The following is a 14,066-nucleotide window of genomic DNA, read 5'->3' on the forward strand; positions in this document are numbered from 1 at the left end:
TATTCTGATCAATCCGACGGGCCGGTTCGTGGTTGGTGGTCCGATGGGTGATGCGGGTCTGACGGGTCGGAAGATCATTGTTGACACCTATGGCGGGATGGCCCGTCATGGTGGTGGCGCGTTCTCGGGTAAGGACCCGTCGAAGGTGGACCGGTCGGCGGCGTATGCGACGCGGTGGGTGGCCAAGAACGTGGTGGCTGCTGGTTTGGCGGATCGGGCTGAGGTGCAGGTCGCGTATGCGATCGGTAAGGCGGCTCCGGTGGGGCTGTTCGTGGAGACGTTCGGTACGGAGAAGGTGGCGCCGGAGAAGATCCAGGCGGCGATCAACGAGGTGTTCGACCTGCGTCCGGCGGCGATCATCCGTGATCTGGATCTGCTGCGGCCGATCTACGCGCAGACGGCGGCCTATGGTCACTTCGGCCGTCCGGATGCGAACCTGCCGTGGGAGAACACCAACCGCACCGACGACCTGCTCCGCAGCGTGGGCTGACCAGGCCCGCAGCGCGTCTCGGCCGACCGTGGCCGTCCGGCGAGACCCGGGCGGCCACGTCGCTGTGCGTAGTTCCTGTCGCGGGTGAACGGGCCGACACGCCGCGGCCCTGCCGCTCGTCCGGGTGAGGCGGTGCCTTACGCTACGGAACTTGTGGTGAGCACGCAGGGAGTACAGGACACGGCGTCCGGGGCCTCGGGTGGGACGCCGCAGCCCCCGCGCGGCACCCGGTACATCAGCTGGGACGCCATCCGCGTCCTCGGTATCGTCGCGGTCCTGGCGTTCCACGCCACCTTCCTGACCCCGCACACGCTGCCCGGGTACGACATGCCGCCCGGCCCGCTGCAGATGGACTTCCCGTTCGGCGCCTCATTGCTGATCGTCATCTCGGGGTACTTCGCCGCGATGACCGTCGGCAGGAAGCCGCCGCTGCGGTGGTGGCTGCGCCGGCTCGCCCGGCTTCTGCCCGCGTTCTTCGTCGCGGTGATCGTCATCTTCGTGGCGAGCGTGGCGCTGCATCCCGAGGGCTTCTACCGGCCGTCCTACACCGACCTCGCCGGCAACCTCGCGCTGTTGCCGAACCTGCTCGGCGGTGTCGAGTACATCGACCGCGCTCACTGGACGGTGCCGATCCAGGTGTGCGGCTTCACCGCCATCGCGCTGTTGGCCTGGAAGGGCCGCGTGCGAGGGCGGGCCGCGACGGCGGTGCTGTGGGGTGTGCTGCTGTTCCCGCTCGCGCTGCGGTACCTGTTCATGGGTCCCGGGAAGGTCGCGCCCGAGTGGGTCAGCATGCTCATGGACGGCACCGGGCTGGCTCGTGCGCACCTACTGATCGCCGGGGTCGCGATCTTCCGGTGGTCGAAACAGCGCATGACGTTCACCCAGCTGTTGCTGATGCTGGTGGTCGTGCTCGTGGCGCACACGAAGCACCCACCGCCCGGCGACTCGGTCGTGGCGTTCGCGGTGGCGCTGGTGCTGATCTGTGTGGCCGCCTACCAGCCCATGTGGGACACGCCCCTGCTGACGAACTTCGCCAGGCCGATCCGCTGGCTGGGCGGCATCTCCTACGGCGTGTACCTGATGCACTACGTCATGGGGTCGCTGGTCGCCCGTCACCTCGCTGACCTGGGCGTGCCGTGGTACGGCTGGATCCCGGCGTACGTGGCGGTCGCCGTGTTGCTGGGCTGGGCACTGACCCGGTGGGTCGAACAGCCCGCGTTCACGTTGCTGAACCGCGGCATCGATGCGCTGCCGTCCCGGTCCCCGAAGGGGTCGGGGGCAGCGCACACCGGAGGGTGAGCAGCGCTCTGGTAGAGAAGACGGCGTGAGCGGCCCCGAACCGACCCCACTGTGGGAGCTGGACGATCTGCCCGCGCCGAAACCGGACGGGGCGGCCGGCTCCGGCGCGTCCGGAAGTGCCGGCGCGACCGCGGGTGGCGCGGGGCGCACCACCGGCAAGCGCACCACCGGCAAGCGCGGCGGTGGCAAGAGCAGCACCAAGGGACGCAAGCAGCCGGCCGACCGCGATCCGATCGCCCGTGTGGCCGTCGACGTGCCGCTGCCGCATCTGGACCGGACGTTCGACTACCAGGTTCCCGCGGAACTCGACGCTCGCGCGGTCGCGGGCTGCCGCGTGCGGGTGCGATTCGCCGGCCAGCTGGTCGACGGCTTCGTTGTCGAACGTGCCGCGACGACCGAGCACCGGGGGAGGCTGGCCTTCCTCGAACGTGTCGTCTCCAGCGAGGTCGTCCTGACCCCTCAGCTGGCCGGGCTCTGCCGGGCGATCGCCGATCGCTACGGCGGCACGTTCATGGACGTCGCCCGGCTGGCCATCCCGCCCCGCCACGCTGCCGTCGAGGGCGAGGGCAGCGTCGGATCCGGCGGTGACGCAGGCCGCGGATCACCGCCACAGGCCACGGACCCACAGCCCCCGGATCCGGGCGCCACGGACCCACAGGCCACGGACCCACAGGCCACGGATCCGGAAACCTCGGATCCGGAGGGCGGGAGTGCGAGTGCGGCGGTCGCGGGCCCGGCGAGCTCGGAGGAGGCGGCCGAGCCCGGCCATGTGACCGGCGAACGACCGGACGCGACGTCACCCGGAACGAGGCCATCGGACAGCACGCCACCCGACACGACGGCGTGGGAGCGGTACCAGTGGGGCTCGTCGTATGTCGGCGCGTTGGCTGCGGGACGGGTGGCCAACGCGGTGTGGCAGGCCCTGCCGGGGGAGGACTGGCCCAGGCGGCTCGCCGAACTGGCCGCCACGGTGGCCGCGGCGGGCCGGGGCGCCGTGCTCGTCGTGCCGGACCACCGGGACGTGACGCGACTGGCGGCCGCCTGTGCCGAACTGGCGGGCCCGGCTGCGGTCACCGCACTGTCGGCCGATCTCGGACCAGCCGAGCGGTACCGCCGGTGGCTGGCGGTGAAACGCGGCACGGTCCGCATCGTCGTCGGCACGCGTGCCAGCATGTTCGCGCCCGTGACCGATCCCGCCCTGTACGTGGTGTGGGACGACGGCGACGACCTGCACGCCGATCCGCACATGCCGTATCCGCAGGTGCGGGACGTGCTCATGGTCCGAGCCCACACCGACGGTGCGTCGTTGCTGGTCGGCGGGTTCGCCCGGACCGCGGAGGCCCAGCTGCTCCTCGAATCCGGGTGGGCACAGCCGCTCGTGGCCCCGCGGCAGCAGCTGCGTTCGCGGGCGCCGCGGGTGACCCCGACCGGCGAGGACTTCGACGTCGCGCGGGACCAAGCGGCGCACGCGGCACGGCTGCCCGCGGTGGCGTTCGAAGCGGCGCGCGCCGCCTTGAAGGCGGGGGCGCCGGTGCTGGTGCAGGTGCCCCGCCGCGGCTACGTGCCCGGACTCGCGTGCGCACACTGCCGCGCGCGGGCACGATGCCGGCACTGTGCGGGGCCGTTGGCGTTACCCGGCGGCGGGGAAGCGGGTTCGCCCCGTTGCCGGTGGTGCGGGGTGACCGACGCGGCGTTCCGCTGCTCGGCGTGCGGGTCGGTGCGGCTGCGTGCGGTCGTCATCGGGTCGAAACGGACGGCCGAAGAGCTGGGCAGGGCGTTCGCGGGTGCTCCCGTGCGGACCTCCGGCGGCGGCGAGGTGCTCGACAGGGTGGTTGCGGCACCGGCGATCGTCGTGGCGACCCCGGGCGCCGAACCGGTCGCCGACGGCGGTTACGGGGCAGCGCTGCTGCTCGACGGCTGGGCGTTGCTGGGCAGGCAGGACCTGCGCGCGTCGGAGGAGGCGCTGCGCCGCTGGATGGCCGCGGCCGCGCTGGTGCGTCCCGCGGAGGCTGGTGGCCGTGTGGTCGTCGGTGCCGAGGCGGGCATACCCGTGGTGCAGGCGCTGGTGCGGTGGGATCCCGGCTGGCTCGCGGAGTCGGAACTGGCCGAACGCCGCGAGCTCGGCTTCCCGCCCGCGGTGCGCATGGCCAGCCTCGACGCCTCGCCCGATGTTCTGGCGGCGGCGCTCGACGAACTCGAGCCGCCCGAGAGCGCGGAGATCCTCGGCCCGGTGCCGCTCGGCGAGGTCGACGAGGACGGCAACGCCGAACGCGAGCGGGCGCTGGTGCGGGTTCCGCGCGGCGACGGGCGCGCCCTCGCCGCGGCGGTGCACACGCTCAACGCCGTGCGAGGAGCCCGCAAGGAGCAGGAGCCCGTGCGGATCCGGCTCGACCCCCTCGACCTCATCTGACGCGCGGGCGGCGCTCTAGACTGGCGAGGATGATCGCACCGCTGACCCGTGCGGGCGGCCGATGAGGCTCGTCTTCGCCGGCACACCGGAACCCGCCGTCCCCACGCTCCGCGCGCTGCTCGCCTCGCGGCACGACGTCGTCGCCGTCGTCACCCGCCCGGACGCACCCGCCGGTCGGGGCCGCAAGCTCGTACGCTCTCCCGTCGGCGCGCTGGCCGACGAGCACGGCATCGAGGTGCTCACACCGACCCGCGCGGATGATCCGGACTTCCTGTCGCGGCTGGGCGCGCTCGCGCCCGACGCCTGCCCCGTGGTGGCCTACGGTGCACTGTTGAAGCAGGATGCGCTCGACATTCCCGCCCACGGCTGGGTGAACCTGCACTTCTCGCTGCTGCCCGCGTGGCGCGGCGCCGCCCCGGTGCAGGCCGCCATCGGCGCGGGCGACGACTACACGGGCGCGTCGACGTTCCGGATCGTTCCCGAACTCGACGCCGGTCCCGTGTTCGGTGTCGTGACCGAGCGCATCGGCGCCACCGACACCGCGGGCGCACTGCTCGGCAAGCTCGCCGAATCGGGCGCGGACCTCATGGTGTCCACGATGGACGGCATCGAGGACGGCACCGTCACCGCCGTGGAGCAGCCCGCCGACGGGGTGAGCTACGCGCCCAAGGTCACCGTCGACGACGCGCGGGTGCAGTTCGACCGGCCCGCGCTCGCCGTCGACCGGCACATCCGCGCGGTGACGCCGGACCCGGGTGCTTGGGCGCAGTTCCGCGACGCGCGCTGCAAACTCGGCCCGGTGCGGCCGCTGGAGGCCGACTCCGGTGTGCCCGAGCTGGCTCCCGGACAGCTGCTGGTGGAGCGCAAGCGCGTACTCGCGGGCACCGCCACCGCACCCGTCGAACTGGGCGAGGTGCAGGCACAGGGGAAGAAACGCATGGCGGCGACCGACTGGGCTCGCGGCACGAGAATCGAGCACGGGGAGCGCCTCACATGAGCGACGACGGCAAAGGTGGCAACGGCAAGGGCGGCAACGGCGGCGGCGACCGCCGTCGCCGTGACCGCGGCGGGCAAAGCGGTGCGGGCGGCAGGCCCGGCGGCCGCGGGGGCCGGGGCGGCAGGCCGCAGGACGATCGACAGCGCAGGCAGGGCGGCAGGCCGGATCGTGGCAGGCGGCCCGCGCCGCGCAAGGAAGGTCCGCGCAAACCGCCGGTCGACGATCCGGCGCGCCGAGTGGCGTTCGACGCCCTGCGTGCCGTCAGCGAACGCGACGCCTACGCCAACCTGATTCTGCCGGAGCTGCTGCGGCAGCGGCGCGTGTCCGGGCGTGACGCCGCGCTGGCGACCGAACTCACCTACGGCACGGCGCGCGCCGCCGGACTCCTCGACGAGATCATCGCGTCCTGCGTGGACCGCTCGCTGTCCGACGTGGACGGAGCCGTACTCGACGGGCTCCGGCTCGGTGCGTACCAGCTGCTGCGTACCCGGATCCCGCCGCACGCGGCGGTCGACTCGGCCGTGGAGCTCGTGCGCGACGTCGCAGGCTCGCACGTCGCCGGATTCGTCAACGCGGTCCTGCGCAAGGTGTCCGATCAGGACGAACAGGCGTGGGTCGACCAGCTGGCACCCGACATCGAGACGGACCGGATCGGCCATCTCGCGATGCGCACCGCTCACCCGCGGTGGATCGCGCGCGCGTTCGCCGAAGCGCTCGGCGACACGGGGGACGAGCTCGAAGCGGCGCTGCGGGCCGACGACGCCCGGCCCGAGGTTCACCTGCTCGCGCGACCGGGCGAGATCAGCTCCGACGAACTCGCGGCGATCACCGGTGGCGACGTCGCGCCGTACTCGCCGTACGGCGTGCACCTGCCGGCCGGCAGCGGTGACCTGGCCGCCTCGGAACCCCTGAAGGAGCACCTCGCGGCGGTCCAGGACGAGGGCAGCCAGCTGGTCACGCTCGCGGCAGTGGGCGCGCCCGTCGACGGGTCCGACGCGCGCTGGCTCGACCTGTGTGCCGGACCGGGCGGCAAGGCGACGTTGCTCGGCTGCCTGGCGGCGACGGCGGAGGACGAGGTGGCCGTGGACGCCGTCGAGGTCGCCGACCATCGCGCGCGGCTCATCGAGCAGGCCGTCGACGGGCTGCCCGTGACCGTGCACCGGGCGGACGGGCGCGACCCCGGTCTCGACGGCGGCTACGACCGGGTGCTGGTCGACGCGCCGTGCAGCGGGCTCGGCGCTCTGCGGCGCCGCCCGGAATCGCGGTGGCGCAGGCAGCAGAGCGACGTCGCGGACCTGACGAAACTGCAGGCCGAGCTTCTCGAATCGGCGTTCCGACTCGTACGGCCCGGCGGGATCGTGGCGTACGTGGTGTGTTCCCCGCACCTGGCCGAAACCGACGGTGCGTTCACCACGGCCGTACGGCGTGCCGGGGCCGAGCCCCTCGACGCGCGGGAGTTCTTCCCCGGCGTGCCGCACCTCGGCGACGGCCCTGCGGTGCAGCTCTGGCCGCACCGGCACGGCACCGACGCCATGTTCTGCGGCCTCGCCCGCGCCACGTGACGGCGACAGCCGGCCCGGCGGCGAGCGAGCCACCGGGCATCGAACGCGGCTGTCTTGGTCTCGTCGCGTCGGCGTGCGGGGGCGTGGAGACCCGGCTGGCGGCCGAACTGGCCGAACCCGCGGCCGAACGGGGCTGGCGGCTGGCGATCACGCTGACGCCGACGGCCGCGTCGTGGTTCGACGACCGGCAACTCGCCCGGCTGCAGGCGAGCACCGACCTCGACGTCCGGTGGACCGCGCGGTTGCCCGAACAGCCGCGGCCCCATCCGGATCCCGAGGCGTTCGTCGTCGCCCCGGCGAGTGCCGGCTCGGTGGCGAAACTCGCCCTCGGGCTGGCCGACAACCAGGCACTGACCGTGCTCGGCGACGCCGTCGGCGTGGTGCCGATGGTCGTGGGCCACCGGGTGCAGCCCACCAGGCCGGCCCATCCGGCCTGGCAGGGCCACCTCGACACGCTGGCAGGCGCCGGGGTGGCCGTGGCCGAGCTCGGCGGCGCACCGTGGACGGAGCTGCTGGACCGGCTGCCCGCGACGGCGTCCGGTGAGCACGGTGCCCGGTGAGTCCCGATGAGCACGGTGCCCGGTGAGTCCCGTGCCCGATGAGTGCTCCGGTGCGGTTCACCTCACTCCGGAGTGAGGTGAACCCCTCCCCGGACGGCCGCGGCGCGGGGCGCTGCCTAGGATTCGCGGTGTGGCCTCTCAACCGCTTCACCCGATGATCGCCCCGAGCATCCTGTCCGCCGACTTCGCCCGCCTCGGCGAGGAGGTGGCGGCCGTCGCCCGCGACGGTGAAACCCGTGCCGACTGGGTCCACGTCGACGTGATGGACAACCACTTCGTCCCCAACCTCACGCTCGGCCTCCCGGTCGTCGAGTCGCTGCAGAAGGTCACCGACGTCCCGCTCGACTGCCACCTGATGATCGAGAACCCGGACAAGTGGGCACCCGGCTACGCCGAGGCGGGCGCCTACAACGTCACGGTGCACGCCGAAGCGGCCCACGATCCGGTGATGCTCGCGAAGAACCTGCGCGCCGCGGGCGCGAAGGCGGGCCTGTCGGTCAAGCCCGGCACACCGCTCGAGGATCATCTCGAGACGCTCAAGCACTACGACACGTTGCTGATCATGTCGGTCGAACCGGGATTCGGCGGCCAGTCGTTCATCCCGGACGTGCTCGAGAAGGTGCGCACGGCGCGCCGCCTCGTCGACACCGGCCACCTCACCCTCGTCGTGGAGATCGACGGCGGCATCAACGCCGACACGATCGAACAGGCCGCCGAGGCCGGCGTCGATTGTTTCGTGGCCGGATCCGCCGTCTACGGCGCCGAGGATCCCGGCAGGGCCGTCGCGGCGCTGCGCGATCAGGCGGCCGGCGCGCGCTCGGCGCACTGACGTGCCTGCCGGATCGGCCGACCGCGAGGCCGGGACAGGTGTGGCGGGGGCGATGGCGGCGGCGCTCGCGCTGAGCGAGGGCGTACGCGGCACGACGAGCCCCAACCCGCCCGTCGGAGCGGTGATCGTCGACGTCGGGGGCGAGGTCGTGGGCAGGGGAGCCACACAGCCTCCCGGCGGGCCGCACGCCGAGGTGATGGCCCTGCGCGAAGCGGGGGAGCGGGCGCGCGGCGGCACCGCGTACGTGACGCTCGAACCGTGCGGTCACCAGGGCAGGACCCCGCCGTGCGCGCAGACGCTGCGCGACGCCGGTGTCGCCGCGGTGCGGTACGCGGTCACCGACCCGAACCCGCCGGCGGCAGGCGGTGCCGAGGTGCTGCGTGCGGCGGGCGTGGACGTGGCGGGGGGACTGCTCGCAGACGAGGTCGCGGGCGGGCCGCTGCGGGCGTGGCTGCACTCGGTGCGCACGGGCAGGCCGCACGTCACGTGGAAGTACGCCGCCACGCTCGACGGCCGCGTGGCTGCTGCCGACCGCACGAGCCGGTGGATCTCCGGGCCCGAGTCGCGCGCCGAGGTGCACCGCATCCGCGCGGCGGCCGACGCGGTGGTCGCGGGCACCGGAACGGTTCTGGTCGACGACGCGTGGCTCACCGTCCGCGGCGCCGACGGTGACCTCGCCGACCGGCAGCCGCTGCGCGTCGTCGTCGGCGCGCGGGAAATACCCGGGACCGCGCGCGTGTTGGACGACGCGGCTCCGACCCTGCAGCTGCACACGCACGATCCACGGGAGGTGCTGGCCGCACTGGCCGAGCGCGGGGTCGTCGACGTGCTGCTCGAAGGTGGGCCGACGCTGGCGGGTGCCTTCGCGGGGGCGGGCATGATCGACCGGATCGTGGGATACGTCGCGCCGGCGCTGCTCGGGGCAGGGCCGACGGCGCTCGGCCCTGCGGGCGTGTCGACCATCACCGAAGCCCACCGGTGGCGTGTCGAAGGGGTCACCATGAGTGGGGACGACGTGCGGATCACGGCCGTACCGGCCGCCGGTGAAGGAGGACCCTGACGTGTTCACGGGCATCGTGGAGGAGCTCGGCGAGATCACGGCCGTCGAGGGGAGCGGTGACGCGGCACGACTGCGCGTCCGCGGCCCGGTGGTGACCGGAGACGCGAAGCATGGGGACTCGATCGCGGTGAACGGTGTGTGCCTGACCGTGGTCGAGGTCCACGGCGACGAGTTCACCGTCGACGTCGTGTCCGAGACTCTCGAGCGCACCAGCCTGGCCAAAGCCGAAGCGGGGCGGGCGGTGAACCTCGAGCGTGCGATGGCCGCGGGCGGCCGGTTCGGCGGGCACGTCATGCAGGGGCACGTCGACGGCACGGGGGTGTTCCTGCACCGTGACGCCGATGATCTCACGCATTTCGCGTTTCCCCCGCAGCTCGGGCGCTACATCGTGGAGAAGGGTTCCATCGCGATCGACGGCGTGTCGCTGACGGTCGCGAGCGTCTCGCCGGAGGAACTGACGATCGCGCTGATTCCGACGACGCTGTCGCTGACCACGCTCGGCCGCACCGAACCGGGTGACGTCGTGAACCTCGAGGTGGACGTCCTCGCCAAGTACGTCGAGAAGCAGACCGCCGGTGGAGCAGCGTCGCTTCCGGTGGACAATGGCGGTGGCAAGGAGGACGGGTGAGCATGACAGAGACGTCAGAGACGTCAGCGGCGTCGCAGGCGGGTGCACCGGCCGGATTCGACATCGAGTCGATCGAGCTGGCCATCCAGGACATCGCCGACGGTAAGGCCGTGGTCGTCGTCGACGACGAGGACCGCGAGAACGAGGGCGATCTGATCTTCGCCGCGGAGAAGGTGACGCCGGAGCTGCTGGCGTTCATGGTGCGGTACACGTCCGGCTACGTGTGCGTGTCGCTGACCGGTGAGGATTGTGATCGGCTCGATCTGCCGCCGATGTTCCACACCAACCAGGACGTGCGCGGCACGGCGTACACCGTCACGGTCGACGCCGGAGAGGGCATCGGCACGGGCATCTCCGCCACCGACCGGGCGCACACGATCTCGCTGCTGGCGGACCCGTCGACAGGGCCGAAGGACTTCAAGCGCCCCGGACACGTCGTTCCGCTGCGCGCCAAGGACGGCGGCGTGCTGCGCCGCCCCGGTCACACGGAGGCCGGCGTCGACCTCGCGCGCTTGGCGGGGCTGGCTCCGGCGGGCGTGCTGTGCGAGATCGTGTCGCAGAAGAACGACGGCGACATGGCCAAGCGGGACGAGCTCGAGGTGTTCGCCGCCGACCACGACCTGCGGCTGATCACGATCGCGGACCTGATCGCCTACCGCAGGCGCATGGAGAAGCAGGTCGAGCGGGTCGCCGAGGCACGGATCCCGCTCGCCGCGGGCACGTTCCGCGCGATCGGCTACGACAGCCTGCTCGACGGCATCGAGCACGTCGCGTTCGTCTACGGCGACATCGGCGACGGTGAGGACGTGCTGGTCCGGGTGCACTCCGAATGCCTGACCGGCGACGTGTTCGGCTCGCTGCGTTGCGACTGCGGCCCGCAGCTGCAGGCCGCTCTCGAGGCCGTGGCGGCCGAGGGGCGCGGCATCGTGCTCTACATCCGCGGTCACGAGGGCCGGGGTATCGGGTTGCTGCACAAACTGCAGGCGTACCAGCTGCAGGACGACGGAGCCGACACGGTCGACGCGAACCTTCAGCTGGGCGTGCCCGCCGATGCGCGGGACTACGGCACGGGCGCGCAGATCCTCACCGACGTCGGGGTGCGGTCGATGCGGCTGCTGACCAACAATCCGACCAAGCGGGTCGGGCTGGAAGGCTACGGCCTGCGCGTGACGGGCCGGGTGGCGCTGCCGGTGTCGCCGAACCCGGAGAACCTGCGGTACCTGCAGACCAAGCGCGACCGCATGGGCCACGAGCTGGCGCAACTGGAGAACGCGGACGACGTCGGCGCGGGCTTGATCGAGTTTGGCGAGGCCGCAACCGGCGCCGCCGGCACGGGAACGGAAGACGGTGGTGGAGCGCCGTGAGTGGCGAAGGACGGCCGGACGAGAACGTCGAGGGGCTGCGCGAGTGCGAGAATCTGCGGCTCGCCGTCGTGGCCACCCGCTGGCACACGACGATCACCGACAGCCTGCTGGAGAACGCGCTGCACGCGGCGTCGGAGGCGAACCTGGCCGATGAACCGACGGTGGTGCGCGTGGCGGGTGCGGTGGAGCTGCCCGTCGTGGCGCAGGCGCTGGCCAGGGGACACGACGCGGTCGTGGCGCTTGGCGTGGTGATTCGCGGCGGCACGCCGCACTTCGATTACGTGTGCGATGCCGTCACGGCAGGTCTGACGCGGGTGGCGCTCGACGAGTCGACGCCCGTCGGCAACGGTGTGCTGACGTGTGACACCGAGCAACAGGCCCTGGACCGTGCCGGTCTGGCCGACTCGGTGGAGAACAAGGGACGGGAGGCCACCGTCGCCGCGCTGACCACCGCGGGCGTGCTGCGTGGCCTGCGCCAGCCGTGGACCGAACGGGGCTTCGTGTGAACGCGGGTGACCAGATGACCGCACATTCCGGCGATGGCGTGACCGGCGACGACGTGGTCGTGGCCCGGCCGCGGCGGACCGCGTGGATGGGTATCTCCCTCGGGATCGCGCTGCTGGCGGTGTTCACGGTCGTGGCCGTGTTGCTGCGCGGCTCCGACAGCGGGGCGATCTTCCACCTCAGCGACCAGATCGCGATGGTGTTCGTGGGCCTGCTGCTGGGCCTGGCGTGCGCGTCGTTCGGCACCCCGAAGGTGCGCGCCGACTCCCGTGGCATCGACGTGCGCAACGTCGGCACCACCCGGCATTTCGAATGGGACCAGGTGCTGTCGGTGAGTTTCCCGGACGGCGCCTCGTTCGCCCGCCTCGAGCTGCCCGACGACGAGTACTACCCGCTGCTCGCGGTGCAGGCCGTCGACCGGGACCGCGCCGTGACGGCCGTGCGCGGGCTGCGCAGGCTGCACCGGCGCGCCCGGGAGGACTGATCAGCGCGGGCGCGTCACCGGTGGCGCGCCCGCGCTGATGGGGTCAGAGGTCGACGTCGACGACGACGGGCGCGTGGTCGGACGGGCTCTTGCCCTTGCGTTCCTCGCGGTCGACGTAGGCGTCCGAGACGGCGCCCGCGACGGTGGCGTCGGCGTACACCAGGTCGATCCGCATGCCCTTGTTCTTGGGGAAGGCCAGCTGGCGGTAGTCCCAATAGGTGTACGGGTGGTCGTATTTCAGCGGCCGGGGCACGACGTCGGTCAGCCCGGCGTCCCGCAGCGCGGCCAGCGCCTTGCGCTCGCGCTCGGTGACGTGCGTCGATTCGGCGAACAGCGCGATGTCCCACACGTCGTCGTCGGTGGGGGCGATGTTGAAGTCCCCGAGGACGGCGAGCGGCCGTGCCGGGTCCGCCGCGGTGTCCGCGGCCACCGTGTGGCTGAGCGTCGCGAGCCAGTCGAGCTTGTAGTCGTAGTGTGCGTGCCCGGGTTCGCGGCCGTTGGGTACGTACACCGACCAGACGCGCACGCCGCCGCAGGTCGCGCCGATCGCGCGGGGTTCGACCGCGCCGTCGTAGGCGGGCTGGCCGGGGAGGTCGCGTACGACGTCGTCGAGCCCGGCCTTCGACAGGATCGCCACGCCGTTCCAGCGGCCGGTGCCGTGGGAGGCGATCTCGTAACCGAGTTCGCGTACCTGGTCGGTGGGGAAGGCGTCGTCGGTGCACTTGAGTTCCTGCAGGCACAGCACGTCCGGCCGGGCCGAGTCGAGCCAGGCGAGCAGCCGGGGGAGACGGGCGGTGACCGAGTTGACGTTCCAGGTGGCGATCCGCATGCGGGCAGCCTCGCACAACGAGGTCGATGTATAATGACCTATACGGCATCGCTGTGGTGGCCGTGTCCTTCGCCGCTGTCCGGCGTCGCACGCCGGTCACCGTCCCATACATGCCCGGACGTGGGAGGTCGGCTCGGGCAGTGGCCACCGTCGGGTATCCACGGTGGTGTCCTCGGCTCCGCCGCGGACACCACCGGTTAGAGCGCCAGCAGGCCCGCCACCACCTCGTCGACCCGGCTCGCCACGACGTGGGGGCGTTCGACCAGCGGAGTGAGATCACCTTCGAGGCGCGAGGCGAACCCCGCGAGCAGGCCGGCCTTCACCGCGCCGTGCGTGTCCCACGAGTGCGCGGCCACCAGTGCCGTGTCCCCGGGCGTGGCGCCGGCCTGCTCGCACGCCCAGTGGTACACGCGCGCCGGCGGTTTGAACGAGCGGACGGCTTCGGCGGAGAGGACGCCGCGCAGTCGCCCGCTCATCCCGTGTCTGTCGAGAATGGACTCCAGGATGCCGGCGCTGCCGTGGGTGAAGCCGTAGGCGGGCACCTGCGCCTCCGCGAGCAGGGTGAACGCGGTCTCCGCCTCGGGGTGCAGCGGGAGGTCGCCGAAGCCGTCGAGGATGTGGGCGATCGCATCGTCGGTCAGCGTGTGGCCGGACGTGATCGCGAGCTGCGCCGCGGCGACGGCACGGAACGGCGGTGCCTCGCCGGCGAGGGTGTACGCCATGCCGTCGCGCAGCGTGCGCGCGAAGAACAACTCCAGCTCGTGGCCCGGCCTGCCCGTCTCGACGAACCGCTCCCGCAACGGCTCCAGCTGTACCAGAGTCTCGAACACGTCGAACAGCACCACCGACGGCCGCCTCGGCACAGCGCGTTCCATGTCGGCCAGGCTACGTTGCGGCCCCGGGCGCCGCGAGGTGATCGCACGGGAACCGGACCGGCCTCGGGTTCCCACACGGCGCGGCCACCCGGCGGACCCCGCACTCTGCTCTCTGCGTCGCGCACCCCGCACCCGCGACGTCGCAGGGTCGTGACCCGTGGCCCCTGACCAGGGT

At 72.5% G+C, this 14,066-nt stretch carries 14 protein-coding genes; 12 read left to right on the top strand and 2 right to left on the bottom strand.

Annotation, left to right across the window (positions count from 1 at the left end; translation table 11 throughout):
- The 12 genes from LY40_RS25170 to LY40_RS25225 form a co-directional block, all read left to right on the top strand.
- Positions 1-490: methionine adenosyltransferase domain-containing protein (locus tag LY40_RS25170; protein ID WP_258938367.1), on the top strand; the 490-nt coding region annotated here is incomplete at its 5' end.
- Positions 491-643: 153 nt separating this feature from the next.
- Positions 644-1,789: an acyltransferase family protein gene (locus LY40_RS25175; protein WP_372497789.1), complete on the top strand. Its 1,146-nt coding sequence runs from the start codon at positions 644-646 to the stop codon at positions 1,787-1,789.
- 25 nt (positions 1,790-1,814) lie between these two features.
- Complete coding sequence (locus LY40_RS25180) at positions 1,815-4,199, top strand: primosomal protein N' (RefSeq protein WP_258938369.1); 2,385 nt, start codon at positions 1,815-1,817, stop codon at positions 4,197-4,199.
- A gap of 61 nt (positions 4,200-4,260) precedes the next feature.
- Positions 4,261-5,196 (top strand): methionyl-tRNA formyltransferase, encoded by a 936-nt coding sequence (gene fmt, locus LY40_RS25185; RefSeq protein WP_258938370.1) that lies wholly within the window; start codon positions 4,261-4,263, stop codon positions 5,194-5,196.
- Positions 5,193-6,758 (top strand): RsmB/NOP family class I SAM-dependent RNA methyltransferase, encoded by a 1,566-nt coding sequence (locus tag LY40_RS25190; protein ID WP_183786979.1) that lies wholly within the window; start codon positions 5,193-5,195, stop codon positions 6,756-6,758. The genes fmt and LY40_RS25190 overlap by 4 nt, the downstream gene beginning before the upstream one ends.
- Entirely contained in the window at positions 6,755-7,318 is a 564-nt protein-coding gene (locus tag LY40_RS25195; RefSeq protein WP_258938371.1) for a flavoprotein, read from the top strand. Before LY40_RS25190 ends, LY40_RS25195 begins: the two co-directional genes overlap by 4 nt.
- Positions 7,319-7,472: 154 nt before the next feature.
- Positions 7,473-8,147 carry a ribulose-phosphate 3-epimerase gene (gene rpe / locus LY40_RS25200; protein WP_183787020.1) on the top strand — a complete coding sequence of 225 codons (675 nt, stop codon included), beginning with the start codon at positions 7,473-7,475 and terminating at the stop codon, positions 8,145-8,147.
- Between the two features lie 52 nt (positions 8,148-8,199).
- Positions 8,200-9,207 carry a bifunctional diaminohydroxyphosphoribosylaminopyrimidine deaminase/5-amino-6-(5-phosphoribosylamino)uracil reductase RibD gene (ribD, locus tag LY40_RS25205; protein WP_258938372.1) on the top strand — a complete coding sequence of 336 codons (1,008 nt, stop codon included), beginning with the start codon at positions 8,200-8,202 and terminating at the stop codon, positions 9,205-9,207.
- 1 nt (position 9,208) lies between these two features.
- Complete coding sequence (locus tag LY40_RS25210; protein WP_183786981.1) at positions 9,209-9,835, top strand: riboflavin synthase; 627 nt, start codon at positions 9,209-9,211, stop codon at positions 9,833-9,835.
- A 2-nt stretch (positions 9,836-9,837) separates the two neighbouring features.
- On the top strand, positions 9,838-11,199 hold the full coding sequence (locus LY40_RS25215; protein WP_258938373.1) for a bifunctional 3,4-dihydroxy-2-butanone-4-phosphate synthase/GTP cyclohydrolase II: 1,362 nt from the start codon (positions 9,838-9,840) through the stop codon (positions 11,197-11,199).
- Complete coding sequence (ribH, locus tag LY40_RS25220; RefSeq protein WP_183786982.1) at positions 11,196-11,705, top strand: 6,7-dimethyl-8-ribityllumazine synthase; 510 nt, start codon at positions 11,196-11,198, stop codon at positions 11,703-11,705. The genes LY40_RS25215 and ribH overlap by 4 nt, the downstream gene beginning before the upstream one ends.
- A gap of 14 nt (positions 11,706-11,719) precedes the next feature.
- Positions 11,720-12,187, top strand: coding sequence for a PH domain-containing protein (locus LY40_RS25225; protein ID WP_183786983.1), 468 nt, complete (start codon positions 11,720-11,722; stop codon positions 12,185-12,187).
- A gap of 43 nt (positions 12,188-12,230) precedes the next feature.
- Here LY40_RS25225 and LY40_RS25230 read toward each other — a convergent pair whose 3' ends face one another.
- Together LY40_RS25230 and LY40_RS25235 are read right to left on the bottom strand one after the other, a co-directional pair.
- The gene (locus LY40_RS25230; protein ID WP_183786984.1) at positions 12,231-13,016 is read right to left on the bottom strand and encodes an exodeoxyribonuclease III; all 786 of its coding nucleotides are present in this window, start codon (positions 13,014-13,016) and stop codon (positions 12,231-12,233) included.
- Positions 13,017-13,213: 197 nt separating this feature from the next.
- Entirely contained in the window at positions 13,214-13,891 is a 678-nt protein-coding gene (locus LY40_RS25235) for an HAD family hydrolase (RefSeq protein WP_258938374.1), read from the bottom strand.
- Positions 13,892-14,066 lie beyond the last annotated feature (175 nt).

Source organism: Prauserella salsuginis (assembly GCF_024648885.1).
GTDB classification, from domain to species: domain Bacteria; phylum Actinomycetota; class Actinomycetes; order Mycobacteriales; family Pseudonocardiaceae; genus Prauserella; species Prauserella salsuginis.